The sequence below is a fragment of the Streptomyces sp. CRN 30 genome (genome assembly GCF_034105845.1).
This window is the reverse complement of sequence record NZ_JAVRHI010000021.1, coordinates 1-25,718: the sequence shown is the minus strand read 5'-3', so window position 1 is coordinate 25,718 and position 25,718 is coordinate 1. Positions and strand designations below refer to the sequence as shown.

Here is a 25,718-nt window from a genome sequence, read left to right as displayed (position 1 = left end):
TGGTCGCGTCGAGGAAGGGCGCCACATGATCGAGATCCTGAACCCCACCCTGCTGTCCCGGGCGAAGGAGACCGGCGCCCTGGTCGCCGAGATCCTGCACTCGATGAAGGCCCGCAGCACCGTCGGCACCAACCTGCTCGACATCGACCGGTGGACCAAGGCCATGATCACCGAGGCGGGCGCGGTGTCCTGCTACGTCGACTACGCGCCGTCCTTCGGCCGCGGCCCGTTCGGCCACTACATCTGTACGGCCGTCAACGACGCGGTCCTGCACGGCCTGCCGCACGACTACGCCCTGGCCGACGGTGACCTGCTCACTCTCGACCTGGCCGTGTCCCTCGACGGCGTCGCCGCCGACGCCGCCATCAGCTTCGTCGTCGGCGACACCCGGCCCCCGGAGAGCGTCGCGCTGATCGAGGTGACCGAGCGCGCGCTGGCCGCGGGCATCGCCGCCGCCCGTCCCGGCGCCCGCGTCGGTGACCTCTCGCACGCCATCGGCACGGTCCTCGGCGCGGCGGGCTACCCGATCAACACCGAGTTCGGCGGGCACGGCATCGGCTCGACCATGCACCAGGACCCGCACGTCGCGAACACCGGCCGCCCCGGCCGGGGCTACAAGCTCCGCCCCGGCCTGCTGCTCGCCCTGGAACCCTGGGTCATGGCCGACACCGCCAGGCTCGTCACCGACGACGACGGCTGGACCCTGCGCAGCGCGACGGGCTGCCGTACGGCCCACAGCGAGCACACGATCGCCATCACGGAGGACGGGGCGGAGATCCTGACGCTGCCGAGGACGTAGCGACGCGACCGCTCGGGCCGCTCACCGCACGCGCTCACCGCACGCCATCACCGCACGCGCTCACCGCACGCGCTCACCGCACGCGGTCCCCGTGATCGGTGCACAGCGACCAGATCACGAACACCCCGACCGCGATGGAGATGATCGCCCAGATCGGCTGGTACGGCAGCCAGACGAACTGGAGCACCACCACCACACTCGCCAGCGCGACGCCGAGCCCCCGCGCCCAGGCGGCCCCCTTGAGGATGCCCCAGCCGGTCACGGCCACCAGCACGCCGAGGACCAGGTGGATCCAGCCCCAGGCGGTGAGGCTGAACTTGAACACGTAGTCGCCGATGTCGGTGTAGACGTCGTCGGCGGCGATGGCGGCGATGCCGTTGAAGACGCCGAAGACGCCCTCGATCAGCATCAGGACACCGGCGAAGACGACCCCGCCGGACGCCCAGGCGTCCGTGCCGCCGCCCGAGAGGCGGGAGGGCCGTCCGCCGCTGTGCGGGGCGCCGTTGGGATTGTGCGCGTCGGTCATGGTCGACTCCGATCTCCATGGACACGGCAGAGAGTCCGAGCGTCGGGGGAGGGGGCGGGGGCGGCGAGCCGGTGGGGGCCGTCCGGGTGAAGGACGGGGTGGGCTCGGAACACCCCTAGGGGAGAGGCCGACGCTTCCGTCCCGTACCCGTAGGGGATGTCACAGCTCGGCCGCAAAGGCCGGTCCCGGGGCCCGGGTCCGGCACGTCACTCTCAGGGACCAGGTACGTTCGTGTGCGTGGCTGGATTCAGGATCGGACGCGGCCGGGACAACGGCGGCGCTCCACAGACGCGACCGCACCACCCCCCGCACGGGCAGCAGACGCCGCAGGGACAGTCGTACGGCTATCCCGCGGCGCCGCAGCCGTACCCTCCGCAGCAGTCGTACGGCGCACCCGGCGGACCCGGCGGCGGCCAGTGGCCGCAGGCGAACGGCGGCGGCTACGGCGGCCAGGGCGGTGGCCCCGGCGGCTCCGGCGGTCATGGCGGCGCCGGCGGGCACGGTGAACCGGAGTACTTCGGGGACCCCGGCTACCCGCAGGGCGGCCCGCACGGCGCCCCGCACGACCCCTACGCCGCCAACAACCCGGGGCACACACAGGCGTTCTCGGTCGGTGAGGACCCGTACAACCAGGGCGACACCTACCGCGCGGGCTCGGCGGCCCCGCCGGCCGGCCCGATCGGCCCCCGGCTGCACTGGAAGGACCTGCTGAAGGGCATCGTCACCGCCCCCAACCGCACCTTCCTCCAGATGCGCGACTACACGATGTGGGGCCCCGCCCTCGTCGTGACGTTCGTCTACGGTCTGCTGGCCGTCTTCGGCTTCGACGGCGCCCGCGAGGACGCCATCAACGCCACCCTCTCGAACGCCATACCCATCGTGCTGGTCACCGGCATCGTGATGGTGCTGTCGGCGTTCATCCTGGGCGTGGTCACCCACACGCTGGCCCGCCAGTTCGGCGGCGACGGCGCGTGGCAGCCCACGGTCGGCCTCTCCATGCTGATCATGACGATCTCGGACGCGCCCCGTCTGATCGTCGCGATCTTCGCCGGGGGCGACGCGCCGTTCGTCCAGATCCTCGGCTGGATCACCTGGGTCGCCGGCGGCGCGCTGCTGACCCTGATGGTCAGCCGCTCCCACGACCTGCCCTGGCCAAAGGCGCTCGGCGCGTCCGCGGTCCAGCTGATCGCGCTGCTGTCCCTGGTGAAGCTCGGCACGTTCTGACCCACGTCGTACACAGCCACGAGAAACCCCCGGCGCGCGAAAGCGCCGGGGGTTTCCGTATGCGGTACGGCTGTAAACCCGTATGGCCGTGCCCCGTAACGAATACGGCCATCCGGCCACAAACCACGTCCCCGGCCCATCCGCCCTTGCCGAGCGGCAGTGCACTGGTGGCTACGAGGCGCCGCACCGACGCCTCACGGCCCGTACGGGGGACACATCATGTACGCCGCAGCGAACGACGTGGACGTCGAAGAGATCAAGACCTTCATCCACGACCTGGTCATGGATTTCGCGCACGCCCTGAAACCAGAGGTGACGGTCAATTTCGCGGTGACGGTGGCGCTCACCTTCATCGGTGGCTACACGCTCTTCAAACTGGTGCTGAACCTCCGCCGCCCACGCGGCGGAGGGGGCCGCAGGAGTGCCCGACGAGGCAGTCCACGCACTCGCCCACCTCACCACCACGACCACGACTACTGCCATGAACACGGGGTCTGCCATGCGTGCCACGGCACACACGGCGCCCATCACGGGGCCCGTTGGTGACGCGGCCCCGCGGTCGCGCCCTACGCCTCGGTGTTGGGCGCGACCGGCACACCGGCCGGACGTACCGGAGGCAGGACACTCCACGGGAAGTTGATCCAGTCGTCGGTCCGCTTCCACACGTACTCGCACTTCACCAGCGAGTGGGACTTCTCATAGATCACCGCGCTGCGCACCTCGGCGACCGTGTCGAGGCAGAAGTCCCGCACCAGCTTCAGCGTCTTGCCGGTGTCGGCGACGTCGTCGGCGATGAGGACCTTCTTGTCGGAGAAGTCGATGGCGTTCGGAACGGGCGCGAGCATGACGGGCATCTCCAGCGTCGTGCCGACGCCGGTGTAGAACTCGACGTTCACGAGGTGGATGTTCTTGCAGTCGAGCGCGTAGGCGAGCCCACCCGCGACGAACACGCCGCCCCGGGCGATGGAGAGCACGATGTCGGGCTCGAACCCGTCGTCGGCGATCGACTGCGCCAGCTCACGCACGGCGGTGCCGAACTCCTCGTAGCCCAGGTTCTCCCGTACGTCACTCATGCGCTGTGTCCTCGTGGTCTTCGTATCGGTGGTGCGGGGTGGTACGCGGGTAGCGGTGGCTCAGACCTGGGTCCGGTGGAAGTTCAGATAGGACCGGGAGGCGGTCGGCCCCCGCTGCCCCTGGTACCGCGACCCGTACCGCTCGCTGCCGTAGGGGTGCTCGGCCGGCGAGCTGAGCCGGAACATGCACAGCTGCCCGATCTTCATGCCGGGCCACAGCTTGATGGGGAGCGTGGCGAGGTTGCTCAGCTCCAGCGTGACGTGCCCGGAGAAGCCGGGGTCGATGAACCCGGCGGTGGAGTGCGTGACGAGCCCCAGCCGCCCGAGGGAGGACTTCCCCTCCAGCCGCGAGGCGAGGTCGTCGGGCAGCGAGATGACCTCGTACGTACTGGCCAGCACGAACTCACCGGGGTGCAGGATGAACGGCTCGTCGCCGTCAGGCTCCACCAGCCTCGTCAGATCGACCTGCTCGACCGACGGGTCGATGTGCGGGTAGCGGTGGTTCTCGAACACCCGGAAGAACCGGTCGAGGCGCACGTCGACGCTGGACGGCTGAACCATGGAGTCGTCGTAGGGATCGATCCGGACCCGTCCGGCGTCGATCTCGGCCCGGATGTCCTTGTCTGAGAGAAGCACGCCCCGAGGATACGCAAAGCGCGCGGAGCAGCCACAATCGGCCGCACCGCGCGCTTCGACGAGCCCGTTTGGTGTCCTCCGCTAACGCTTCTCGTAACTCATGCTCACCGGAACGACGCTCCGCAGCCGCGCACACCGCGGACAGCGAAGCAGCCGGCCGGGGCCGAGCCGCTCGGCCTGCTGCATCGGGAACGAAGAGGTGCTGAACACGTGCCCATCGGCACAGCGGACGACGGTGCGCTCCATCAAGTCCTTCAAGTCCCTTCCCCAAGAGCCGCGTCTGATCATGTCTACCTGACGACATAGACGACAAAAGCCACAGTACGGGATAGAAGGAACGACTCTCCAGGCGGCACTCCGCTCCCGCCCGACCCCTCTCCGGCGCCCCACACCGTACGCCCCAACTCGGCACGCCCGCAGCCCCGTACCACCCCCCGAACACGACTTCAGGCCCCTCGGATCGAACACCGGGGGCCTGGCATGGGGTAGAGTGACCGAGCATCCGGACACCGGTTCCGACCGGGGTCCGCTCGCTGTGCGGGTGTAGTTTAATGGTAGAACATCAGCTTCCCAAGCTGAGAGCGCGAGTTCGATTCTCGTCACCCGCTCCATGAAGAAGGCCCAGGTCAGAGATCTGGGCCTCTTTTGTTGTCCGCGGTTCTCCGCAGCGGTACATCGCCTGCGGCGGAAGGACGGCAGAATGCTCGCATGGCTGACGGTGGGGATCTCTGGGACGGCTTCGAACAGCGCATCGCAACCTTCGATCGGAAGGCGGCAGGGTTTGCCGCCGACAAAGCTGAGGAAGAACGGCAGCGGGTACTGGGGGAGTTTCCACTGGCGACCTGGCCTGACCTTCCGCTGGAGCGATACGCGTTAGGTCCCTCGGCCTACGACAACCCTGGGCGCTCCTTCTGCCGTCTGATGGAGTACGGCACCAACGAGATCGGCAGCATCCGCGGCGGTAGTGCGAAGAAGCACATCGTCTATCAGCACCGGACGGGTGAGTGGCGCATCGCGCCCAGTGCGCTGCGCGGGCTTGACGCGCGTGAGGCGTGGGCGGAGATCCGCACCGAGTTCGTCACCGCTTTCGCAGCAGCATCCGCAGGAGCCTACGAGCGTATCGACGAACTCAGCTCGCTCACGTACGGGCAGGCGCTGGCCACCAAGGCGCTGGCGGTCTACTTCCCCGACGAGTTCCTGCCCATCTTCTCCGCCGCACACATCCGTCACTTCACCTCGCTGCTGGGAGGCCGACCGCGTGACGCCTACTCCGCCGGCGTACCGACCTGGCGGGCCAACCGTGAGCTGCTCGCTCTTGCGCAGAAGGCACAGGAGTTCGAAGGGTGGCGCCTCCATGAGGTGATGCAGTTTCTGTACGCCTTCCATGACCCACGGCCAAGGAATCGCCAGGTCTGGAAGATCGCACCGGGGGCGGGTGCCCGCCTGTGGGACGACTGCCTCGCGAACCGCCGTATCAGGGTCGCCTGGGACGAACTCGGCAGCCTTGGCCAGTACGACACTGACCAGGATCTCAAGGAAGCGCTGGACCAGTACTGGCCACAGAGCACCGGGGGGAACCTCCGGCTTGCCCGGCAATTGCTCGCCTTCCGCGATGTCGAACCGGGGGATCCGATCGTCGCCAACAGAGGGAAGTCGGAGGTGCTGGCCTTGGGGACCGTCACTGACGGTTATACCTACAATACGGAGCTGGAGACACATCAACACGTTGTAGGAGTGGACTGGGATACCTCGTACTCCCAGCTTTTCGACTCGCCCCGACACGCCTGGCAACAGACTTTCGCGAAGGTGCCCGACACTCTATGGCGGGAAATCCGGCGAGGACGTGAAGTGCCGTCCGCCGAGGTCGGCGCTCCAGATGCAGGGACCGACGCCGAACTTTCCGGCATGGTACGCACGGTGATGCATCTGCTCGACCACAAGGGCCAGGTCGTACTCCAAGGCCCGCCCGGTACCGGAAAGACGCGCCTGGCGCTCAGCGTAGCGCTGGCCCTGGCAGGACACGCAAATCAGATCGAAGCCCCACCGGAAGACCGTGCGGCAACACTCTCCGCGCTGTCCAGTGTTCCCGAGGACGCCGATGCGGCTCGTCTCACCATGGTGACCTTCCACCCATCCTACGGATATGAGGACTTCGTCGAGGGTTTCAAGCCCGATCCGTCGGCCGATGGGTCTGGACTCAACCTCACCATGACGGACGGGTTGTTCCGTCGGGTCTGTACAGCGGCCGAAAAGGCACCCGACGACACTTTCCTGATCGTCGTGGACGAGATCAACCGAGGTGATCTGCCACGCGTCCTGGGAGAGCTGATCACTCTGCTGGAGCTCGACAAACGAGCTTCCGTCTCCGTCACCTTGCCGACCAGCGGCCGACAGCAGACGGTGCCGCCGAACGTCCGCCTCATCGGCACCATGAACTCCGCCGACCGCAGCGTGGGCCACATCGACGCGGCGATCCGTCGCAGATTCGCCTTCGTCGACGTTCCGCCGGACCTGGATGTCCTGGACGGCGAGATCGAGGGACTCGGGCTCGCCGACTTCCTTGAGGGCCTGAACGCAAAACTGGACGTCGCCTTCGGACCCGACCATCTACTCGGCCAGGCATACCTACTGGCCGGCGACCAACCGCTCGTCACCGCGGAGCAGCTTTCATACGCGTTCCACCATGAAATGGTGCCGCTCGTGTCGGACTACTGCCTGGGACAGCCCGAACTGCTGAGGAGCGTGCTGGGCACTCTGGTGGATGACCTCACAGGCCGGGTCGTCCAGACGAACCCTCAAGATCTTCCCGGTCTTCTGGCCGCCGAGTTCGGGACTGCGGGCCCCACTTCAGGAGGGCAGAGCGGCAATCAGGAGCTAGACGTCCAGCCGGGGGCATGACGCGATGGGCAGGAACGCTACTCAGCAGGAAATTCCTCTTGGAGAACACGAGAACGTCACTGTCCCGTACACATGGCTGTCCGAGAACGACGTTGACCGGCTTCGCGCGACCAGGGCGGTGACCGTGACCGAGGGCCGTCACGGCTATCTCCTCAAGGCCCGCGCACTCACTGGTGTACTGCAGCTCGACCGCGTGCGGTTGGTACTGCGGCCGAAGTTCGCGGTGCCGGGCACGCGGCTGATCGACTGGCTCTGTTACGCAGGCGGCCAGCGCGAACCCGACGAAACGCTGCGGCGCTGGCCCCTCGGCCGTGACGGGTACGCCGGGCTGGTGCCCACCGCCCTGCTGCACGAGTGTCTTGTGCTGCTCCGTCGCGGGCTGCGCCGGGACTACGTGCGCCGACAGCGCATCGACACATCCCTGCGCGGACGACTCGACGTGGAGGAACAGGCGACCCGTTGCTTCGGGGCAGTCGACCGGCTGCACCTGCGCACCTTCGAATATGAGGATGGCGGCTGGGAAAACCTGGTGTGCGGGGCCGCACTCACTGCGGCCGCCCAGCGGTCGACCGACGCCGGGCTGACACGTCGGCTGCTCGACGCGGCGACCCGGTTCCCATGCCCCCCGCGGCCACTGGACGCCCTGCCCCTGCTCGCGCGAGGGCAGTACACCACCCTGAATCATCATTACCGAGCCGCGCACGCATGGGCCCGGATGGTGCTCGGTGGTGGCGGAGTGACCGACCTTCTGAATCCATACGGTTTCGGGGCGAAGAGCCTGCTGCTCAATTTGAATGTCTTGTGGGAGAGAGTCGTGCGGCGTATGGCCGTCGAGGCGGCGGCCGGCCTGGGTGGTCGGGAAGCCCGACCTGCTGAGGGAGCCATCCGGACCATGGCCGACGTTGCACTCGACGGCTCGCTCGGACCTTTCCGACCCGACGTACTGCTCGCGTTCCCCCCTTACTCGGGGGCGACCACGACTGCACGGTTCCTGGCCGTGGACGCAAAGTACAAGCGGTACGCGACGAAGGAGCTCTCGGCCACCGACCGCCACCAGCTCCTCACATACATCGCCGGTTACACGGACCCTGAGACGCCACTCGCCTTGGTGATCCATCCCTCGCCGGACGGCCCTACGCAGCGCGTCCTGCATGTCGAAGGCCCTCGTGGACGGTTGGGTCTCATCAAGGTACTGGGCATTGATACCGGGACCGCCCCGAGCGACGCGGTGGGGCCCTTACGGGAAGCGATCGCCGCATTCTCCGGTTCCCTCGTACCCCCGGAGCCGCATTCTCCGGTTCCTCCTCAGCCCGACAGCCACACACCCGCCAGCTGCGTCATCCCCAGCCTGCCGGGACAACACACCTGACACGTTCAAGCGGCACAATCGGCCGACACGGTGATTCGCGACCGGCCTGGACGCTGCTGCAGGCCACGGCTTGGACGCCGAGACGGACTTCGGCGTTCTCCCAGTGGCTTAGCCGGTGTCACGGGGCACGCGCGACGACGGGCACAGCGCAGATGCGTACGCACCAACCCGACCCTGGGAAGGGGACGTGTCGACTGGTGTCCCCAGGCGCCCCCCCCTGGTGGGGGAGATCGGCCTCGGCCAGGTCATGCGAGTAAGTTGTTCGTCACCCACTGCACACAGAAGAGGGCAGAGAGCCGAGCCAGGCAGGTAAAAGCGGCAGCCTGTTCAGGCCACGATGTACTCCGCGTCTCCGAAATCCGCGACCACGCGTAGCCGGCCTCCAAGTGCCTCCACATAGGCCCTGAGCGTGGCCACCTCGGCACGGTCCAGCTCGCCGTGCTCGATGGCGGAGACACGGGGAGCCGAAACTCCCATGGACGCGGCGACCTGGCGCTGAGTCAGCTCCTGTTCACGCCGGATCTCCGCCAGCTTGTGGGCACGCACCTCCGCGGTCAGCCTGGCCATGGCTTCCTGCTTCTGCGAAGAAGAACGCACCGGCAGCCCAGCGGCTTCGCGCCGCTCGCGCGCCCTGCGCTTGGTCTCCTCCCAACCGACTGCGCTCATTCGTACTCCCTGATCTCAAGATCGATCACATGCGTCTGGTAGCGCTTCTCAGCGATCGGGATATTGGCGTCGTACCAGCGCTGCCAGTCCCCAGCCTTGTCACCGGCCACCAGCAGCACGGCCCGGCGTACTGGATCGAAAGCGAAAAGGATCCGGATCTCGCTGCTTCCGGACGAACCCGGTCTCAGCTCCTTCAGGTGATGGCTGGCAGCACCCTTGATTCGGTCGACCAGCGGACGCCCCAGAGTCGGACCTGTGGCCGCCAGCATGTCGATGGCGTCTTCCACCTGCTCGGCACTGTCCCAGTCCTCTTCGGCCAGCGCTTCGAACCATGCCGCTACCTCCGCGACCAGGACCACTTCCCATTGAGCCACGAGGCCGATATTAATGCAAGCGTTAACATGAACCGACACTCAAGCGACTCGGTCCCCGGACAGGGCGGCACGAGTGCGGTCATCCCGGGCAGGGCAGGGCTCACGTGGGGGGCCTGGCCGCCGACCCTGACCCAGGCCCCGCCCGCTGACGTGGTCAGGCCCGTCCCTGCCGTAGATGGCGCGAAGCGGCGAGGCAGGAGGACAGCCATGTCGCCTCCTCGCGGTTGATGATCAGACCCGCAACGGTGATCATCCCGTCCATCGGGCCGTCGAGCCGAATCGAGTGGTCACCGACCAGGAACATCTCCCAGTCCGCGTCGCTGTGCCAGAGCCGAGCGGTTGCCTCGCCCCGGCGCTGGGCGAACACGAGTTCCTCTCCATGCTCGTTCATGAAGTACCCGACGTAGTCCTTGTCAGTGATCTCACCGCCGCACAAGCGGGCCAGGAGCGGTTCGATCGCGGGTGATGTGTCGCTCATGCGGCGGGCTCCTCGTCCGGGTCGGGGCCTGCGTCCTGCCGTGCCGACGACAGAGCCAGCATGCGGGAGGCTGAATCCAGCAGGGTCTCGTACGTGATCACTTCTATGCGCGCCTGGTGCGTGTTGTAGGTTCGCAGCGTCTCCGCGATCTCTCGGGAGGTGACGTCCCCAGTCACGTACCGAGGGTGTCCGATCACTACCGTCGCCGAAGCCCGGCGGGTGTCGACTCCGTGCTCGGCCAGGATGCGCGGGCGGTTCTCGTCCATGGCCCGGAGGTAGTTCTGCGCTTGGGAGACCGCGCGGTGCGCCGGGGCGCCCAGCATGAGATGGCCGGAGCGTCGTACGACCAAGTCCTTGATGTTGGAGCGCTTGAGCTCCACCACGTGCAGGGAGCCGTCGCCGCGCAGGAGCGGGATGTCGAGGATGGCGTCCGGGGTGTACTGTCGGCGCGCCAGCTCGGCCACGAAGGCCCCGCCGAAGATCCATTCCTGGTTCTTCAAACAGTCGTGGAGGGCACTCTCGGAGCTGTCCGGGTCCTCCACTGCGGTGCGCAGGGCCGCCAGTCCGACCTGCCGGGCCCGCAGTTCGAGCAACTGGGCCAGCAAGCCGGCGTCGACATCGGCAAGGACGTCGCTCATCATCCGGGCGGCCTCGGCGGAGGCGGGTCGGGGCAGGTTACGAAGAACCATCTCCATGTGTCCGTATTCCTGGAGTCGCCTCGCCTCCTTGCTGGAGAGCCGAACCCCGCCCTCTCCGTCCCCGAGGCCCAGGTAGTCGACGGACTGGGCTATGCCGCGAAAGAGGTTACGGGCGTCGGCGGCGCTTGCGCCGGGCTTGTCGCGGCACAGGACATCCAGAGCGGCGACCGCCCTGTCCGCACCCAGCGCGGCCATCCTGCGCATGTACTTCTCGCTGCGCTGCCGGGCTTTGTCGTCGTAGTAGTTCTCAAGGATGTCAAGGAACAGATCGCCTCTGGCATAGGCGGCGAAGCGCTGGAAGCGCTGGGCGAATACGAAGTCGCCGTGTAGTACAGCCTCTTGGGCCACGTCCTCCAGGGCGTTCACCAGCGCCTTCCCCTTGCCGTACGTCCCCCCGAAGTCGCCCATGATGTGTAACACCGCATCGACGCGCTCGCGGACCTGCGCGTCCTCACTCAGTTCCCGTGCCGCCTGGACCAGTTTCCAGAGCGTGAAGCCGGATCGAAATGTCGTCACGCGGGCACACTAGGTCCAGCCACTGACAACCATGCGGCAGCAGTCTCTGTGCGCGCGTGGAGGCGTTTCCCGACTGACCGTCCGGCCTAGTCCGGCTCGGTACCGTGCCCGTCCGAGAACGCACTCTGCCCACCAGTCTTCGCGCCCCGTGCCCATAGCGTGCCCGTAAGGGCGGACAACCACGGTCAACAACGGCGGGATCTGCCCCGTACGACCGCCCCAGCGATTGCCGCCTGCGCAGGTCACGCGCACGAGGCTCAGTCGAGCGCCAACGCTTCCCAAGCTGAGAGCGCGAGGTCGTTTCTCGTCACCCGCTCCAACACGAACCCCCAGGTCATGGACCCGGGGGTTGTGCGTTGTCTAGACCGGTGGGTGGGTTGCGCACGACAACCGCACCAGAAGGTCGGGCTGCCCGTCCGCAGCCCTGTCGTTGTCGTGCGGACGGCCGTCGGGACAGCCAGATCTCAGTGTCCTTCTTGGTCGCGAAGGTCTCTTCAGGGCGGATGCGCTCGCTGGCGCCGGGACCGATGGAGTCAGCCGTCCAGCACCCCGAACGGCACTGCCGCGCGGAATCGAGGCGACGACGTCTGCCCTTCTTGTTCTCCATCAGGCAGCCCTCCGGCAGGTCGCCCGCGTGGCCTCGCGCACCATCGGTCAGGTCGCCGGGAGCTGGTAGGAGGGGACGTACGCATCCGCCGCCATCACGGTGTCGCAGACCTCCACGGCCCGCTTCTCGGTGTCGTAGGCGGTGCGGATCAGGTGGATCACGGGGACGCCGGGAGCCAGTTGCAGCGTCTTGACCTCGGAGGGGGAGGGCATCCGGGCGCGGATCTCTTCCTCGAAGTGGTCGAGGCGGTGACCGAGTTCTTCGAGGCGGGCGTAGATGCCGCCGGGGCCCGGGTTCGGCTCGGCGATGAGTGTCCCGCGGGCGATGTCGAGCGGAAGGTAGGAGGCGGCGCACTCCACAGGCCGGCCGTCGAGGAGATAGCGGCGACGACGGGCGAGGACGCGGCGCACCGAGCCGAGGCGGGTGGAGACGTCCTGGCTGGCCTTCTCCTCCTTGACCTCCAGGCTGTCCACCTGGGGGTGACTGCCGACGGCGTCCGCCTCCACGATGAACGCGGACTTGCCCTGCTCGCGGTGGCGCCGGGCGAACCGGTCGGAGGCGAGCCGCCGCACAGGTGGGCGGGGGCGGACGAAGACGCCCTTGCCGTGCTCGGCGTGGACCAGGCCCTCACCCTGAAGGATGGAGAAGGAGTTCCGGACGGTCATCCGGGAGACGCCGTAATGCTCGACCAGCTCGGCCTCCGAGGGAAGCTTCTGCCCTTCCGCGAAGCGCCCACGGTCAATTGCCTCCCGCAACAGATCGGCGATCTGCCGAAAAACGGCACGATCGCTTGGGGTCCAGGCCCTCGAGGACGCTCGGTAGAGACGTCACGGTGTACTCCTTTAGATATCTAGACGAGTGGGCAAGTGATGTTGCTACGGTGAGAGGCCTAGTCAGCCGAGAGGGCCGAGGAACGTGCGTACAGAACGCCCGCATTCCGTGAGCGTCGCCGGGGTCATAGTCGACGACCGGGGCCGGGCCCTCTTGATCAAGCGCCGGGACAACGGGCACTGGGAGCCCCCGGGCGGCGTCCTCGAACGCGAGGAGACCATCCCCGAGGCGCTTCAGCGGGAAGTCCTCGAAGAGACCGGCCTCAAGGTCACACTTCCCGCGACCTTGACGGGCGTCTACAAGAACATGACGGGTCTCATCGTTTCCCTCGTCTTCCGCTGCGAAGCGGTCGACGGCACGCCTACCACCGGGGACGAGACGCGTGCACTGCGTTGGGCCACCCGCGAAGAAGTTACCGAACTCGCCGACGAGGCGTACGCGATCCGCGTCCTGGATGCACTCGACGCGGCCTCCCCGCCGGCCGTCCGCGCCCACGACGGCGTGAAACTTCTCTAGCTTAATCCCGCTGCACATGGCGGCCTACCCCGGCTGACCCCTTCCGGGACACCGGGGCAACTGAGTCCCCAGGCCCGCCGCTGGACGCGGGACATCCTGCGCGGCTCACCCGTGGCCGAAGACGCCGAGCTGATCGTGAGCGAGCTGAGCGCGAACGCGGTCCTGCACACGGCCAGCGGCGGAGCGGACGGCAGCTTCTACCTGGTGCTCGCCGTCTCCACACGGATTGTCGCCCTGTCGGTGACGGACGGCGGGGGCACGGACACCGCACCCGTGGTTGAGTCCCAGGACCAAGACGCCGCGCACGGCCGGGGGCTGGGGATGGTCAGCCTGATCGCGGATCGGGTGGCGGTGCACCACACCGAGGAGGGTCACACGGTGACCGCCCACCTCTTCGCACACAGCAAGCGGGGAGCCCACCCATGCTGACGCCGCAGCCCACTCACGGTTTCTGGTGCGAGTACTGGACGGAGGACGTCGGGGACCCGGAGAAGGCGCCGGCCATACGCGGCTCGGGCGAGCCCTGCTCCGCCGGAAATCCTGCACGGTCACCATCACCCACGCCAGCACCCGCATCACCTGGGCGATCCGCCCAGTCGTCTTCCTGCCACTCGCCCACCGACAGGCGCCAGGCCGTAAAATCCCTGCGGAGCTGTGCTCAGCTCGGCGCTGCCGAGTCTCGCACTGTCCCTCTCCGCAGCCGTCATCTGCAAGGTTCTGGCATCGAAGTTGAGCAACGACGACCGGACCATGGAGACGAACGACGAGGAGAACCGTATGGCTGATGAACCTGAGTCGAGCAGGATGAAGCAGTGGGTGAGCGCCCTTTGTGACGTACTGGGAGACCTTGCAGTCGGCTTCGCGGGCGGGGCAGTGTCGAGCTGAGCACAGCTCCTCTTGCTTCACAGCATCGGAACGATCGCAGCGTGAAGGGGGCGGTCCGTGGGCGGCAGACGGCGGTACGTCGCGCGAGGCGTGCCAGGCGGCTACCGGATATGGGACAACCACGGCCGTCGTTGGTGGGGAGACCTCTACGAACTTTGCCCGGACGACCTCTTGGTCGAGTTGAACGGCAAGGCGGACAGCGGCCGGATCACCGTACTCATGAAGCGGTATCGGGCGCAGAAGCGGTGAGAAGCGCCGGCGGTGAACGCCCAGCAGTGCACCACAAGCGCACGTCGTGCCCTCACCGATGACGACATGGAGTGGGTCGTCAGAACCATGCCCTCGCGGTCGCACTGAAGTGGGGCACCGTCTTTGCGAGGCGCCTCGGTTCAGACCTTCTCCGTACTTATGCGTGGGTGCTCGGCAGTGAGCAAGGCGAGGTGTTCGACATCGGCAGTCAGGAGCGTCACCTGGCCGGGATGTTGTAGGGCGGTCGCGCAGAGCATGGCGTCGATGGCGTACCCGTGGCCGTGCAGTTCCGCTGCGCGCAGCAGAGCGGTAGCGGATTGCGCGACGGCCTGGGTCACCGGCTCGGCACTCAGGCGGGACAGGGTCCACTTCAGTGCGCCCTGTGATCGGCCATCGAGGGATCTCCCGACGTGGAGGATGGTGGGCGCCCGCGGCGATGAGTCGACCCTCAAGAGCCCGCTGGCCGACGCGGTGGCGCCTGTGGCGTGCTGCCAGGTGAATGCTCCGGTGTGACTGCTGGTCGCCGGCCCTGGCCTCGGCGGGGAGCTGTCAGTGGCGGATCTCCGCCCACTGCTCGGCCCTGTGGTCCACACCCTCACGGCGGACGGTGCGGCCTCGATCGACAACGTCCTGGGGGGGCGCCCGTCGGAGGCCAAGGGGATGCCGGCGGCGACGGCCCGGGGGACGCGCGGCATCTGCGGGGTCCGGGCGTAGGCGTCGGCATGGATGTGTGAGACTGCCGTGCCGAGCCAGCCTGCTGATCTGCCGGGAAACCGATCATGTCGCCGTCATTTGCGATCTTCCTCCTGCCGTTCGTACTGCTGGTAGGAGCCTTCTGGCTTGCCTGTGCCGTGCTCGGCATACACGGCCTACTGCTCGGCCGAACGCCGGGCAGGTGGTTACAACACCACGTTCGGCATCCGAGGCTCTGGGGCACGGGGGCGCTGCTCGTAGCGTGTGGTGGTGTCACGAATCCCTCGTTGACCGCCGTTGGTATCGGCCTCATCGCCTTGGGGCACGTCGGCAGACTGACACCGTGACCACCCGCAGTCGACGGATCGTGCCAGTCACGGTCAGCCGCGCGGTGGCCGGTGAGTCGCCTCGGTTTCCCAAGCTGAGACCGTAGTAGCGGAACTCACGGGCTCCCCGACACGGGTCGTCGCCCAAGTCGTGGCTCCAGGAGGTCGAGTGCCTCGTGCCAGGGGAATCGATGTGCTCCACCGCCGGCCTTCGGCCGGTGTGGCTCGTAGGTGCCGATCAGGACGCCCGTCTCGCGCAGCAGTTCCAGGCTCCGCCGGTAGGCGGGGTGGGCCGCGAGGGCGGAGTTCACGTACGGGAGGACGGCTGTGGGAGTGCCCAGGCCGTGCGATTCGCAGAGGACGGACAGGGCGAGCGTGTCGCAGATGCCGGCTGCCCACTTGTTGACCGTGTTGAAGCTGGCCGGGGCCACGGCGATGGCGTCCGCGGGCGGGAAGGAACGTGCGTCGCCGGGTGCGTGCCAGGCCGAACGGACCGGGTAGCCGGTCAGTGTCGCGATCGCCTCGGCGTCGATGAAGCCGAAACCCTGCGGCGTGGCGATGACCCCGACATCCCAGTGCCGCTTCTGGGCGGCGTCGATGAGGGTGCCGATGTCACCGGCGTTCCCGCAACCGCAGACTATGACGTAGAGGAACGGGGTGAGGTCGGAGCTGATCGGCACGGTCATGCGGCGGCCCCCAGCCGACGGCCGAAGGCGTGCAGTCCCGGCACCGTACGGTGCCGGTCACGGGCGACCATTTCCGCCACCAGGTCACGGACCTCGGGACGGTGTACTTCCTGGGCGGCGCACGTCTCGGCGACGCGGAGAGCCCGGTACGCGTCTGCCGGTCGGTCCAGTTGGCTGTGGGCTCGGGCCGTCTCCACCCACACGGCCGCTCTGCGCTCCGCCACGAGGGGGCGGTGCCTCAGTGAGCGCGCCGTCCGGAGCGCCGTTCCCGCGTCTCCGAAGGCGACGAGGGCACTGACCTCGTGCACGGCGACGTTGGCCTGGTCGAAGTTGGCCCAGGCGTCCGGTCGGTCGACGGAGACGTACCGGGCGACCTCCTTGGCCTCGCTGAGGAAGCCGTCCGCGCTCGCACGGTCTCCGCCGGCACCGGCCGCGGTCACGCCTCTCAGGAGCAGCAGTCCGAGGGCGGCGAGGTAGGCCGGGGACCGGCGGTCGTAGGAGCCGGTCATCTGGCCGGCGGTATGGCGGACGAGCGTGACGGCTTGCGCGGTGTGCTTCTCCCGTGCCAGCACATGCGCCTGTACGCGAATGCTGGACGCGAGGATCACCGGGTCGCCGGAGCGCTCGGCCTCGGCCATCGCGCGGCCGGCGGCGAGCCACGCGTGACCTTGGTCGCGCTGCTTGACGAGCAGGCTGGTCGCGGTCTGGTACGCGGTCGCCAGCAGCCCCGCGAGCACCTCCGTAGCCTCGGTGGCATAGGCGGCGGCGTGCCGCAGGTCACCGATGAGGTGGGGCAGCGTCTGTTCGAGGGCCGCGTAGTCACATGCGTAGAGAAGTCGTCGCGCCGTGTCCACCCGTCCGCTGAGCACGGTCCTGCCGGGCTGACCGCCTGGGCCCGGTGGCGCCGAGAGCGGCAGGTCCGGCAGGAGAGAGAGCGCCAACTCCTCTTGTGTGGACGTCGTTGAAGATTTGGGAGACGGCGTCGGGGGAGTGGCCAACGCTCCTAGACCGGCGGCCAGGAAGGTACGGCGCTGCATCGCGACGGTCTCCTCTCCGGCCGAGGAACTCGTGGTATCGGCCGACAAGCCCAATTGCGCACACGGGATATGAAGTTCACGCGCCACAGCGCGCAGCACGCGTACGTCCTCCGTGCCGCGACCGCATTCCAGCCGACTCATCTTGGACTGGTGATATCCGAGTGACGCGGCGACGTCCTTCTGCGACCGCTGCTGCACCAGACGGGCCCGCCGGATCAACGCACCGATCCGTTGCCCCTCGCTCTGCTCTCCGACCATGCGTCACGACTCCCTCCGCCGTCGGCGCTCCTGCCGTTCTCAACGGACCTGGAGCAGCGGTGTTCCGATGTCATGCAGCATCCGCATACGCGATGCGACACCGGCACAGGCCGAAGACCCGATGCCTGACATGTTGGTTGCGTTGAGTGGCCGAATCAACCGAAAGGTCACTCATGGCGACGCAGCAGTTCACTCTTCCCGTGCCTGGCCTGTCCACCGGTGCGACGACTGTCCGCCGGCAGGCAGTCGCAGCCATACGAGCGTGGAAGGCCGGGCCGGCGGACACCGACCTCGACATCGCCGAGTTGCTGATCAGTGAGCTGACGACAAACGCGCTCCGACACGTCGACGAGGGGCCGGTCGTCCTGTGGGTACGGCTCACCGAGCGATGCCTCCGTATCGCTGTCCACGACACCAGTCCCGTACTGCCCCTGCCGAGCTGTCCGGACGACGACAGCGAAACCGGCCGTGGCCTGCTGCTTGTCACCGCACTGGCCACTCGGCACGGCGCCGAGCCCGGCATCCATGGGAAGTGGTGCTGGGCGGAGATGACCTTGCAGGCGTCGACGACTTCGATGGAGACCGCCGATCCCTGCAAGGCTCGTTCGACGCCTGCTCGGCGTCTCAGGCGGACAGGTGGGTAGCGATCGCGCTGCGTACGATCTCGCCGGCTCTGGACTCGGGCGCCGCGTCACCTGGACGATCCGCCCAGTCGCCTTCCTACCGCTCAGGTGGATGTCGGCCCGAGGACGACCGGCAGAGCGGCGTAGCCGTTCATCGCTGTCGAGATCACGGGCACCAGCTCGGACTCGGGTACGGCCAGCCGCATGGCCGGGAACCGGGTGAAGAGCCTGGAGAGGCCGATTCCGCTCTCCAGGCGGGCCAGGGCCGCGCCCAGGCAGTAGTGCGGGCCGGCGCCGAAGGCGAGCTGGCGGTCGTAGTGGCGGGAGTCGCGGATGTCGAAGCGTGTGGGAACCGTTCCGCGTCGCTCGCGGTTGGCGGCTGCCACACCTACGGCGATCGGCTCGCCGCGGCGCACGGTCACTCCGTGCAGGACGGTCTCCCGCACCGCGTAGCGCATGAACAAGGTGCGCAGGGGGGCGTTCCAGTGCAGGCCCGCCTCCACGGCGGACGGCCAGTCCAGTTCGCCGTCGAGGAGCGCGGTGAGCTGGTCGGGATGGGTGAGCAGGGCGTGGATGGTGCTGGTCAGCGAGTTGACCGTGGTCTCGTGGCCGGCGAGCAGAATGATCTCCAGGGTGTCGATCAGCTCTGTCTGCGTCAGTTTGCCGTGCTCGTCGTCCAGCGTTTCGATCAGCGCGCTGGTCAGATCGCCGAGCGGGGCCGCGCGCCGTTCGTCGATCAGACGTGCCAGCACCTCGCGCTGCCCGGCTGCGGCCGCCTGCCGCTCGGCACCGCTCACCTCGACATCCAGCATCGTCCGGTAGTTGTCACGCAGTCGGCGCTGCTGGTCGGCGTCGGTGAGACCGAACAGTTCGCAGACGATCAGCAGGGGAAGTGGGTAGGCGAAGCCCTCCTTGAGGTCGGTCATCTTCTCCGGGCCCCTGGACTCCAGGCCGTCCAGCAACTCCTCGGTGATCTCACGTATGCGGGGCGCGAGCGCGTCGACGCGCCTGGGGGTGAAGGCGCGGCTCACCAGCTGTCGGAGCCTGCGGTGGTCGGCTCCGTCCGCGTTGAGCATCGACTCCGCGACGATCAGGTGGAGCAGCGGCCATCCGGCCGGTATCTCCCCGCGCGCGTACGCGCCCCAGTGCCGTGGATCGCTGGAGAGGTCGGGGTGGGCGTCCAGCACCGTCTGGGCGGCCTCGGCCGACATGGCCGCCCAGGCGCGGACGTCGTCCGGCAGCGCCACCGGCACCAGGGGCCCGTACCGCAGCCACTCGGCTGCTTCGTCGTGGGTCGCGCGGTGGGGATCGAGCGAGGAGACGGGGTGGTCGAGCGACAGCTTCGAACGGTCGATGCGCATGGACAGCTCCAACCGATGGACGGCTCCATCTGCACGTGGGCTACGTTGCCTTGCGTCCGTCTGCGTGCGTCTGCGTGCGCGGCCGTACCGCGGGGAAAGCCGTACCGGGTCCGGGCCGACCGCGCGGCAGGGCCGGACACGCCACCGGGTACGAGCCCCGGAGCCGACCCCACCCCCGCCATCGTAACGACCCGCCCCCGCAACGGTCTTGGGCCTGCGTCGGCCGACGCGCGGGAACACCGACGGGCCGCTCCGTCAGCCCGTCGTCCTGCCGACCAGCTCCTTCAGGGCGACGTCTTGCCGACCAGCTCCTTCAGGGCGTCGTCTTGCCGACCAGCTCCTTCAGGGCGACGTTCAGCTCCAGCACATTGACCCGCGGTTCCCCGATGAAGCCGAGGGTGCGGCCCTCCTCGTGCCGGGTGACCAGCTGCCGTACCTCCGCCACGGACAGGCCGTTCCGCTCCGCGACCCGGTGGACCTGGAGTTCCGCGTACGCAGGGGAGATCGCCGGGTCGAGGCCGGAGCCGGAGGACGTGATCGCGTCGGCCGGGACGTCGGCGGGGTCCACCTTGTACCCCGGTACGGAGTTGTCCTCGACGACCGCCGCCTTGGCGTCCTCGACCTGCCGGACGAGGTCGGGGCTGTCGGCGGCGAGGTTGGTGGCGCCGGAGAGGACCAGGTCGTACCGGGTGTTGAGGCTGTTGGTGCCGAGGCCGTTCGCCGGGCGGCCCTGGAACCACCTCAGGTCGGGCTCGGGGGTCTCCTGGCCGTCCTGGCCGGCCTTGAGGGGGAGGTCGTAGGACTGGCCTATGAGGGACGAGCCGACGGTCCTGCCGTCCGCGTCGCTCACTTCCGAGCCGTTCGCCTTGGCGGGGAACAGGCCCTGGGCCAGGCCCGTGACGACGAGGGGGTAGACGACGCCCGTCACCAGGGTGAGGACGAGCAGGGCGCGCAGGCCCGCGCCGAGGAGGCGGACGGTGGCGGATACCGAGTTGTTCATGGCGGTCAGCACGCTTTCGGGAATCACAGTCCGGGGACGAGGGACAGCAGCATGTCGATGAGCTTGATGCCGACGAAGGGGGCGATCAGGCCGCCGAGCCCGTAGACGGTCAGGTTGCGGCGGAGCATCCGGTCGGCCGTCATCGGCCGGTACCGCACGCCGCGCAGCGCCAGCGGCACCAGCGCCACGATGATCAGCGCGTTGAAGACGACCGCGGCGAGGATCGCGGAGTCCGGGGAGGACAGCCGCATGATGTTCAGCTTGTCCAGGCCCGGGTAGACCGCGGCGAACAGCGCCGGGATGATTGCGAAGTACTTGGCGACGTCGTTGGCTATGGAGAACGTCGTCAGCGCGCCCCGCGTGATGAGGAGCTGCTTGCCGATCCCGACGATCTCGATGAGTTTCGTCGGGTCGGAGTCGAGGTCGACCATGTTGCCGGCCTCCTTGGCGGCCGACGTACCCGTGTTCATGGCGACACCCACGTCGGCCTGCGCGAGCGCGGGCGCGTCGTTCGTGCCGTCGCCCGTCATCGCGACCAGCTTGCCGCCCGCCTGCTCCCGCTTGATGAGGGCCATCTTGTCCTCGGGGGTGGCCTCGGCGAGGAAGTCGTCCACGCCGGCCTCGTCGGCGATGGCCTTCGCGGTCAGCGGGTTGTCGCCGGTGATCATGACCGTACGGATGCCCATGCGGCGCAGTTCCTCGAACCGCTCGCGCATGCCCTGCTTGACGACGTCCTTGAGGTGGATGACGCCCAGCACGCGGGCGCCGTCCGCGTCCTCGACGGCGACGAGGAGGGGGGTGCCGCCCGCCTGGGAGATCTCGTCGGTCAGGTGCTGGGTGTCGGGGGCGACCGTGCCGCCGCGCTCGGTCACCCAGGCGACCACCGAACCGGTCGCGCCCTTGCGGACCCTGCGAACCTCTCGATCGTTCACGGTCACGTCCACGCCCGACATCCGGGTCTGCGCGGTGAACTCGATCCACTCGGCGTGCGCCGGCTCGCCCTGGTGGCGTTCGCGCAGCCCGTACCGCTCCTTGGCGAGGACCACGATCGAGCGGCCCTCGGGGGTCTCGTCGGCGAGCGAGGAGAGCTGGGCGGCGTCCGCGAGTTCGGCCTCGGTGGTGCCGCGCACGGGCACGAATTCGGCGGCCTGGCGGTTGCCGAGGGTGATGGTGCCGGTCTTGTCGAGGAGCAGGGTGGAGACGTCACCCGCCGCCTCGACCGCGCGGCCCGACATGGCGAGCACGTTGCGCTGCACCAGCCGGTCCATGCCCGCGATGCCGATCGCGGAGAGCAGCGCGCCGATCGTGGTGGGGATCAGGCAGACCAGCAGCGCGACCAGCACGATCATCGTCAGGTGGGTGCCGGCGTACGAGGCGAACGGCGGGAGGGTGGCGCAGGCCAGCAGGAAGACGATGGTCAGTGAGGCGAGCAGGATGTTCAGCGCCACCTCGTTGGGCGTCTTCTGCCGGGCCGCGCCCTCCACCAGGCCGATCATCCGGTCGATGAAGGTCTCACCGGGCCTGGCGGTGATCCGGACGACGATGCGGTCGGAGAGGACCTTGGTGCCGCCGGTGACGGCGGACCGGTCGCCGCCCGACTCGCGGATGACGGGTGCGGACTCGCCGGTGATCGCCGACTCGTCGACGGAGGCGACGCCCTCGACGACGTCGCCGTCACCGGGGATGACGTCCCCGGCCTCGCAGACCACCCGGTCGCCGACCTTCAGCTCGGTGCCGGGCACCACGGTGCCGTCGGTCAGCCGCGCCACCGTGTCGGTCTTGGCCTTGCGCAGGGTGTCGGCCTGCGCCTTGCCGCGCCCCTCGGCGACCGCCTCCGCCAGGTTGGCGAAGACCACGGTCAGCCAGAGCCAGACGCTGATGACCCAGCCGAACCAGTCGCCGGGGTCGGTGACGGCGAAGACGGTGGTGAGGACCGAGCCGATCCACACCACGAACATCACGGGTGACTTGGCCTGGACGCGGGGGTCGAGTTTGCGCAGTGCCTGCGGTACGGCCTTCAGCAGCTGCGCGGGGTCGAAGAGACCGGCTGCTGTCTTCGTGCGGTCGGACTCCGTGCGGTCCGAGTCTGTGCGGTCCAGCTCTGCACGATTCGGCTCTGCACGGTCCGGCTCTGCAAGATCCGACTCTGTACGGGTGGTCATCACGCCAGTCCTTCCGCGAGCGGTCCCAGGGCGAGCGCCGGGAAGTAGGTGAGGCCGGTGACGATGAGGATCGCGCCCACCAGCAGGCCGGTGAAAAGGGGTTTCTCGGTGCGCAGGGTGCCCGTGGTGACGGGTACGGGCCGCTGCTCGGCCAGCGAGCCGGCCAGCGCCAGGACGAACACCATCGGCAGGAACCGGCCGAGCAGCATCGCCAGCCCGGTCATGGTGTTGAACCAGTCGGTGTTCGCGTTGAGCCCGGCGAACGCCGAGCCGTTGTTGTTGGCGGCCGAGGTGAAGGCGTAGAGCACCTCGGAGAACCCGTGCGCGCCGGAGTTGAGCATGGAGTCCGGCGGGGTGGGCAGCGCCAGCGAGGCGGCGGTGAAGACGAGTACCAGCGCCGGGGTGACCAGGATGTAGAGGGCCGCCAGCTTGATCTCGCGGGGGCCGATCTTCTTGCCGAGGTACTCCGGGGTGCGGCCGACCATCAGACCGGCGATGAAGACCGCGATGACCGCCATGACGAGCATGCCGTAGAGGCCGGAGCCGGTGCCGCCGGGCGCGATCTCGCCCAGCATCATCCCGATCATGGTGATGCCGCCGCCGAGCCCGGTGAAGGAGGAGTGGAAGGAGTCCACCGCGCCGGTCGAGGTCATCGTCGTCGCCACCGCGAAGATGGACGAGCCGCCGACGCCGAACCGCAGTTCCTTGCCCTCCAGCGCGCCGCCGGCCGCCTGCAGCGCCGGGCCGTGGTGGGCGAACTCGGTCCACATCATCAGGGCGGTGAAGCCGAGCCAGAGGGCGGCCATGGTGCCGAGGATCGCGTAGCCCTGCTTCACCGAGCCGACCATGAGGCCGAAGGTGCGGGTCAGCGCGGAGGGGATCACCAGGATCAGGAAGATCTCGAAGAGGTTGGTGAAGGGGGTCGGGTTCTCGAAGGGGTGGGCGGAGTTGGCGTTGAAGTAGCCGCCGCCGTTGGTGCCGAGTTCCTTGATGACCTCCTGGGAGGCGACCGCGCCGCCGTTCCACTGCTGGGACCCGCCGGTGAACTGGCCGACCTCGTGGATGCCGGAGAAGTTCTGGATCACGCCGCAGGCGACGAGGATCAGCGCGCCGACGACGGCGATCGGGACCAGGACGCGGACGACGCCGCGGACCAGGTCGGCCCAGAAGTTGCCGAGTTCGCCGGTGCGGGCGCGGGCGAATCCCCGTACGAGGGCGACCGCGACGGCGATGCCGACGGCGGCGGAGACGAAGTTCTGCACGGCGAGACCGGCGGTCTGGACGACGTGGCCCATGGTCTGCTCGCCGTAGTACGACTGCCAGTTGGTGTTCGCGACGAAGGACGCGGCGGTGTTGAAGGACTGCGCCGGGCTGACGGAGTCGAAGCCGAGCGAGCCGGGCAGGACACCCTGGAGCCGCTGGAGGAGGTAGAGGAAGAGGACACCGGCGACGGAGAAGGCGAGGACGCCGCGCAGGTACGCGGGCCAGCGCATCCGCACGTCGGGGTCGGCGCCGATGCCCCGGTAGATCCATCGCTCGACCCGCAGGTGCCGGTCGGAGGAGAAGACCCGGGCCAGGTAGGTGCCGAGCGGTATATACGCGAGCGCGAGTGCCGCGATGAGGGCGAGCAGCTGGAGCACGCCGGCGGTTACGGGACCCATGGCGGCGCTCAGAACCTCTCGGGGTGGATCAGGGCGACGACGAGGTAGCCCAGCAGGGCGACGGCCACGACCAGGCCGACGACGTTCTCGGCGGTCACAGCTTCGTCACTCCCTTGGCGACGAGGGCCACCAGCGCGAACACCGCGACGGTGGCGAGGACGAAGGCCAGATCGGCCATCGCTAGCTCCTAGATCTCCGGGACACCCGGCTACGGCACATCCGGCTCCGGGACATCCGGCGAGCGGATCGGACGCCTTGAAGGAAACAGCCACGGATGTCCGGTTACGAGCGTCGTTGACGGCTTCCTGACGTCCGCGTGCCCGCCTTTGACGGCTCTCTTACGGATGGAGCCGGGAGGGAGGCACCTTGCTACTAGTCACACAAATACCTCATTCGTGTCGAACAGTGTCTATGCACTTGAACCGGGCATGCAAAGAAGTAACCAGTCGGAACGACACAGAAGGGTGCGCTCATGGCAGCCATCACGAAGATCACCGCGGAGATCACCACGGCCGACGTCGACGAGGCCGGCACCGACAGCTGGCTCTATCTCGGCATCGCCGGGCGCGAGTTCGTCCTGGACCTCGCCGGGGCCAGCGACGCCGACAGGGGGCAGGGCGACACCTACGTCTTCGGCACCGACTCCAACGTCGAGGAGGCGGAGTACAACGACCCGCGCCACCCGCAGCTGGACACCGCCGCCGTCGCCCGGAACCCCGTCTACGTGCGCATGGAGCCCGAGGGCAGCGCGCCGGGCTGGTGCCTTGAGCGTGCCACCGTCGTCGTGAACCCCGGGGGCGAGGACAGCTCCACCTACGACAACGAGGCCCTCGTCGGCGGCTCCAAGCTCTGGCTCGGCCAGTCCTACGGCAAGATCGTCTACCTGGACCGCTGGAACGCCTGACCCGGCCTCCGGAACGCCTGACCCGGCCTGCGCGGCCGCGGCCGACCGAAAAGGGGGCCGGAGCCACACCAATTGGCTCCGGCCCCCCCGGTCAGGGTACGGGGTGGGCGCCGCGTGCCGGACCGGCGGAACGCGGGTGTCCCGGCGGCTACTCGGCGGGCTTCTCTTCCGTACGCCAGGAGACGAAGGAACCGAGGCCGGGTTCGGTGTAGGTCAGTCCCTCCTCGCGCAGGGCGCGCAGCACCTTGTGTGCCGTCGCGTTGGCGATGCCGAACTCCGCCGTCAATTGCACGACCGAGGGCACACGGGTCCGTGGACCGTAGGTGCCGTCGGCGATGCGGGTACGGATGATCTTGGCGACCTGACGCCAGCGGGGAATGTCGGGGGCGAACTCCATCACATGCACCATCATGCGCATGCCTGCACATGCGTGCGATGCCCAGGAATCTAGGAAGCCCTAGCATGCCTAGAGTGCTGGAGCTATGGTGGAACAACGCAAGACCCCGGCGACGGGAATCAGCCGCCCCGGGGCACGGTCACCAGTTGGAGCTGATGACATGACCGACCTTATCCGCCCGCCCCGTCTCCTCCCCTGGTCCCACGGGGAAGGCAAACCCTGTTACCTCCTCACCGACGACGACCGCGGCCCCGTCTCCCGTATC

Annotated in this window: 25 protein-coding genes, 1 tRNA gene and 3 pseudogenes; 11 read left to right on the top strand and 18 right to left on the bottom strand. The window is 68.3% G+C overall.

The window, feature by feature from the left end:
• Window positions 1-25: 25 nt before the first annotated feature.
• Window positions 26-799, top strand: coding sequence for a type I methionyl aminopeptidase (gene map, locus UW392_RS02470; protein WP_320773154.1), 774 nt, complete (start codon window positions 26-28; stop codon window positions 797-799).
• Between the two features lie 73 nt (window positions 800-872).
• Here the strand turns inward: map and UW392_RS02465 are convergent, their stop codons facing one another.
• Window positions 873-1,325 (bottom strand): hypothetical protein, encoded by a 453-nt coding sequence (locus UW392_RS02465; protein ID WP_320773153.1) that lies wholly within the window; start codon window positions 1,323-1,325, stop codon window positions 873-875.
• A 156-nt stretch (window positions 1,326-1,481) separates the two neighbouring features.
• Between UW392_RS02465 and UW392_RS02460 the strand changes: the two genes are divergently transcribed.
• Together UW392_RS02460 and UW392_RS02455 are read left to right on the top strand one after the other, a co-directional pair.
• Window positions 1,482-2,549 (top strand): Yip1 family protein, encoded by a 1,068-nt coding sequence (locus tag UW392_RS02460; protein WP_320773152.1) that lies wholly within the window; start codon window positions 1,482-1,484, stop codon window positions 2,547-2,549.
• A gap of 219 nt (window positions 2,550-2,768) precedes the next feature.
• Window positions 2,769-3,095: a hypothetical protein gene (locus UW392_RS02455; protein ID WP_320773151.1), complete on the top strand. Its 327-nt coding sequence runs from the start codon at window positions 2,769-2,771 to the stop codon at window positions 3,093-3,095.
• A gap of 20 nt (window positions 3,096-3,115) precedes the next feature.
• On the opposite strand, the gene UW392_RS02450 is transcribed toward UW392_RS02455, so the two are convergent.
• From UW392_RS02450 to UW392_RS02440, 3 genes are all read right to left on the bottom strand, one after another.
• Window positions 3,116-3,622, bottom strand: coding sequence for a phosphoribosyltransferase (locus tag UW392_RS02450; protein ID WP_320773150.1), 507 nt, complete (start codon window positions 3,620-3,622; stop codon window positions 3,116-3,118).
• A 60-nt stretch (window positions 3,623-3,682) separates the two neighbouring features.
• Window positions 3,683-4,258 carry a dCTP deaminase gene (gene dcd, locus UW392_RS02445; protein ID WP_320773149.1) on the bottom strand — a complete coding sequence of 192 codons (576 nt, stop codon included), beginning with the start codon at window positions 4,256-4,258 and terminating at the stop codon, window positions 3,683-3,685.
• Window positions 4,259-4,339: 81 nt separating this feature from the next.
• Window positions 4,340-4,546, bottom strand: coding sequence for a hypothetical protein (locus UW392_RS02440; RefSeq protein ID WP_320773148.1), 207 nt, complete (start codon window positions 4,544-4,546; stop codon window positions 4,340-4,342).
• A gap of 249 nt (window positions 4,547-4,795) precedes the next feature.
• On the opposite strand from UW392_RS02440, the gene UW392_RS02435 reads away from it, so the two are divergent.
• The 3 genes from UW392_RS02435 to UW392_RS02425 all read left to right on the top strand — a co-directional run bounded on the left by UW392_RS02435 (window position 4,796) and on the right by UW392_RS02425 (window position 8,525).
• Window positions 4,796-4,869, top strand: a tRNA-Gly gene (locus UW392_RS02435).
• Between the two features lie 97 nt (window positions 4,870-4,966).
• On the top strand, window positions 4,967-7,156 hold the full coding sequence (locus tag UW392_RS02430) for an McrB family protein (protein ID WP_320773147.1): 2,190 nt from the start codon (window positions 4,967-4,969) through the stop codon (window positions 7,154-7,156).
• Between the two features lie 4 nt (window positions 7,157-7,160).
• Window positions 7,161-8,525, top strand: coding sequence for a 5-methylcytosine restriction system specificity protein McrC (locus tag UW392_RS02425; RefSeq protein ID WP_320773146.1), 1,365 nt, complete (start codon window positions 7,161-7,163; stop codon window positions 8,523-8,525).
• A gap of 327 nt (window positions 8,526-8,852) precedes the next feature.
• On the opposite strand, the gene UW392_RS02420 is transcribed toward UW392_RS02425, so the two are convergent.
• From UW392_RS02420 to UW392_RS02400, 5 genes and pseudogenes are all read right to left on the bottom strand, one after another.
• Window positions 8,853-9,191 carry an XRE family transcriptional regulator gene (locus tag UW392_RS02420; RefSeq protein ID WP_320773145.1) on the bottom strand — a complete coding sequence of 113 codons (339 nt, stop codon included), beginning with the start codon at window positions 9,189-9,191 and terminating at the stop codon, window positions 8,853-8,855.
• Window positions 9,188-9,574: a type II toxin-antitoxin system RelE/ParE family toxin gene (locus UW392_RS02415; protein ID WP_414495460.1), complete on the bottom strand. Its 387-nt coding sequence runs from the start codon at window positions 9,572-9,574 to the stop codon at window positions 9,188-9,190. The genes UW392_RS02420 and UW392_RS02415 overlap by 4 nt, the downstream gene beginning before the upstream one ends.
• Window positions 9,575-9,719: 145 nt before the next feature.
• The gene (locus tag UW392_RS02410) at window positions 9,720-10,043 is read right to left on the bottom strand and encodes a hypothetical protein (protein ID WP_320773143.1); all 324 of its coding nucleotides are present in this window, start codon (window positions 10,041-10,043) and stop codon (window positions 9,720-9,722) included.
• On the bottom strand, window positions 10,040-11,257 hold the full coding sequence (locus tag UW392_RS02405; protein WP_320773142.1) for a Shedu anti-phage system protein SduA domain-containing protein: 1,218 nt from the start codon (window positions 11,255-11,257) through the stop codon (window positions 10,040-10,042). Before UW392_RS02405 ends, UW392_RS02410 begins: the two co-directional genes overlap by 4 nt.
• Window positions 11,258-11,911: 654 nt before the next feature.
• Window positions 11,912-12,695 (bottom strand): annotated as a pseudogene (locus UW392_RS02400) (GntR family transcriptional regulator).
• A gap of 108 nt (window positions 12,696-12,803) precedes the next feature.
• On the opposite strand from UW392_RS02400, the gene UW392_RS02395 reads away from it, so the two are divergent.
• Together UW392_RS02395 and UW392_RS02390 are read left to right on the top strand one after the other, a co-directional pair.
• A complete protein-coding gene (locus UW392_RS02395; RefSeq protein ID WP_320773141.1) occupies window positions 12,804-13,211 on the top strand; it encodes an NUDIX hydrolase in 408 nt (135 codons plus the stop codon).
• A 33-nt stretch (window positions 13,212-13,244) separates the two neighbouring features.
• Window positions 13,245-13,640, top strand: coding sequence for an ATP-binding protein (locus UW392_RS02390; RefSeq protein ID WP_320773200.1), 396 nt, complete (start codon window positions 13,245-13,247; stop codon window positions 13,638-13,640).
• An 845-nt stretch (window positions 13,641-14,485) separates the two neighbouring features.
• Here UW392_RS02390 and UW392_RS02380 read toward each other — a convergent pair.
• Window positions 14,486-14,797, bottom strand: a complete 312-nt coding sequence (locus UW392_RS02380; RefSeq protein WP_320773139.1) for a hypothetical protein — start codon at window positions 14,795-14,797, stop codon at window positions 14,486-14,488.
• Here UW392_RS02380 and UW392_RS02375 point away from each other — a divergent pair.
• A pseudogene (locus UW392_RS02375) lies at window positions 14,772-15,053 on the top strand (DUF1152 domain-containing protein); the annotation flags it as partial. The gene UW392_RS02380 and the pseudogene UW392_RS02375 sit on opposite strands and share 26 nt — an antisense overlap.
• 427 nt (window positions 15,054-15,480) lie before the next feature.
• Here the strand turns inward: UW392_RS02375 and UW392_RS02370 are convergent.
• The gene (locus UW392_RS02370; RefSeq protein WP_320773138.1) at window positions 15,481-16,050 is read right to left on the bottom strand and encodes a flavoprotein; all 570 of its coding nucleotides are present in this window, start codon (window positions 16,048-16,050) and stop codon (window positions 15,481-15,483) included.
• Window positions 16,047-16,991, bottom strand: coding sequence for a heavy metal transporter CzcB (locus UW392_RS02365; protein WP_414495444.1), 945 nt, complete (start codon window positions 16,989-16,991; stop codon window positions 16,047-16,049). The genes UW392_RS02370 and UW392_RS02365 overlap by 4 nt, the downstream gene beginning before the upstream one ends.
• 527 nt (window positions 16,992-17,518) lie before the next feature.
• On the opposite strand from UW392_RS02365, the pseudogene UW392_RS02360 reads away from it, so the two are divergent.
• A pseudogene (locus tag UW392_RS02360) lies at window positions 17,519-17,839 on the top strand (ATP-binding protein); the annotation flags it as partial.
• Window positions 17,840-18,072: 233 nt separating this feature from the next.
• On the opposite strand, the gene UW392_RS66900 reads toward UW392_RS02360, so the two are convergent.
• From UW392_RS66900 to kdpF, 5 genes are all read right to left on the bottom strand, one after another.
• Window positions 18,073-19,329 (bottom strand): cytochrome P450 family protein, encoded by a 1,257-nt coding sequence (locus UW392_RS66900; protein ID WP_414495442.1) that lies wholly within the window; start codon window positions 19,327-19,329, stop codon window positions 18,073-18,075.
• 313 nt (window positions 19,330-19,642) lie between these two features.
• On the bottom strand, window positions 19,643-20,329 hold the full coding sequence (locus UW392_RS02350) for a potassium-transporting ATPase subunit C (RefSeq protein ID WP_320773135.1): 687 nt from the start codon (window positions 20,327-20,329) through the stop codon (window positions 19,643-19,645).
• A 23-nt stretch (window positions 20,330-20,352) separates the two neighbouring features.
• The gene (gene kdpB, locus UW392_RS02345) at window positions 20,353-22,491 is read right to left on the bottom strand and encodes a potassium-transporting ATPase subunit KdpB (RefSeq protein WP_320773134.1); all 2,139 of its coding nucleotides are present in this window, start codon (window positions 22,489-22,491) and stop codon (window positions 20,353-20,355) included.
• Window positions 22,491-24,152, bottom strand: a complete 1,662-nt coding sequence (gene kdpA, locus UW392_RS02340) for a potassium-transporting ATPase subunit KdpA (protein WP_320773133.1) — start codon at window positions 24,150-24,152, stop codon at window positions 22,491-22,493. Before kdpA ends, kdpB begins: the two co-directional genes overlap by 1 nt.
• 8 nt (window positions 24,153-24,160) lie before the next feature.
• A complete protein-coding gene (gene kdpF, locus UW392_RS02335) occupies window positions 24,161-24,250 on the bottom strand; it encodes a K(+)-transporting ATPase subunit F (protein WP_320773132.1) in 90 nt (29 codons plus the stop codon).
• A gap of 374 nt (window positions 24,251-24,624) precedes the next feature.
• Between kdpF and UW392_RS02330 the strand changes: the two genes are divergently transcribed.
• Window positions 24,625-25,056, top strand: coding sequence for a hypothetical protein (locus UW392_RS02330; protein ID WP_320773131.1), 432 nt, complete (start codon window positions 24,625-24,627; stop codon window positions 25,054-25,056).
• A gap of 148 nt (window positions 25,057-25,204) precedes the next feature.
• On the opposite strand, the gene UW392_RS02325 is transcribed toward UW392_RS02330, so the two are convergent.
• Window positions 25,205-25,474: a winged helix-turn-helix domain-containing protein gene (locus tag UW392_RS02325; RefSeq protein WP_320773130.1), complete on the bottom strand. Its 270-nt coding sequence runs from the start codon at window positions 25,472-25,474 to the stop codon at window positions 25,205-25,207.
• Between the last annotated feature and the right edge of the window lie 244 nt (window positions 25,475-25,718).

What these genes read in the sequence shown, in the direction of transcription:
- UW392_RS02460 (WP_320773152.1), top strand. Translation starts at nt 1,482, where the DNA reads ATGTCACAGCTCGGCCGCAAAGGCCGGTCCCGGGGCCCGGGTCCGGCA.
- UW392_RS02370 (WP_320773138.1), bottom strand. Translation starts at nt 16,050, where the DNA reads ATGACCGTGCCGATCAGCTCCGACCTCACCCCGTTCCTCTACGTCATA.
- UW392_RS02450 (WP_320773150.1), bottom strand. Translation starts at nt 3,622, where the DNA reads ATGAGTGACGTACGGGAGAACCTGGGCTACGAGGAGTTCGGCACCGCC.
- UW392_RS02325 (WP_320773130.1), bottom strand. Translation starts at nt 25,474, where the DNA reads ATGCGCATGATGGTGCATGTGATGGAGTTCGCCCCCGACATTCCCCGC.
- map (WP_320773154.1), top strand. Translation starts at nt 26, where the DNA reads ATGATCGAGATCCTGAACCCCACCCTGCTGTCCCGGGCGAAGGAGACC.
- UW392_RS02330 (WP_320773131.1), top strand. Translation starts at nt 24,625, where the DNA reads ATGGCAGCCATCACGAAGATCACCGCGGAGATCACCACGGCCGACGTC.
- UW392_RS02420 (WP_320773145.1), bottom strand. Translation starts at nt 9,191, where the DNA reads ATGAGCGCAGTCGGTTGGGAGGAGACCAAGCGCAGGGCGCGCGAGCGG.
- UW392_RS02430 (WP_320773147.1), top strand. Translation starts at nt 4,967, where the DNA reads ATGGCTGACGGTGGGGATCTCTGGGACGGCTTCGAACAGCGCATCGCA.
- UW392_RS02350 (WP_320773135.1), bottom strand. Translation starts at nt 20,329, where the DNA reads ATGAACAACTCGGTATCCGCCACCGTCCGCCTCCTCGGCGCGGGCCTG.
- UW392_RS02410 (WP_320773143.1), bottom strand. Translation starts at nt 10,043, where the DNA reads ATGAGCGACACATCACCCGCGATCGAACCGCTCCTGGCCCGCTTGTGC.
- kdpB (WP_320773134.1), bottom strand. Translation starts at nt 22,491, where the DNA reads ATGACCACCCGTACAGAGTCGGATCTTGCAGAGCCGGACCGTGCAGAG.
- kdpA (WP_320773133.1), bottom strand. Translation starts at nt 24,152, where the DNA reads ATGGGTCCCGTAACCGCCGGCGTGCTCCAGCTGCTCGCCCTCATCGCG.
- UW392_RS02455 (WP_320773151.1), top strand. Translation starts at nt 2,769, where the DNA reads ATGTACGCCGCAGCGAACGACGTGGACGTCGAAGAGATCAAGACCTTC.
- UW392_RS02465 (WP_320773153.1), bottom strand. Translation starts at nt 1,325, where the DNA reads ATGACCGACGCGCACAATCCCAACGGCGCCCCGCACAGCGGCGGACGG.
- UW392_RS66900 (WP_414495442.1), bottom strand. Translation starts at nt 19,329, where the DNA reads ATGCGCATCGACCGTTCGAAGCTGTCGCTCGACCACCCCGTCTCCTCG.
- UW392_RS02425 (WP_320773146.1), top strand. Translation starts at nt 7,161, where the DNA reads ATGGGCAGGAACGCTACTCAGCAGGAAATTCCTCTTGGAGAACACGAG.
- UW392_RS02440 (WP_320773148.1), bottom strand. Translation starts at nt 4,546, where the DNA reads ATGATCAGACGCGGCTCTTGGGGAAGGGACTTGAAGGACTTGATGGAG.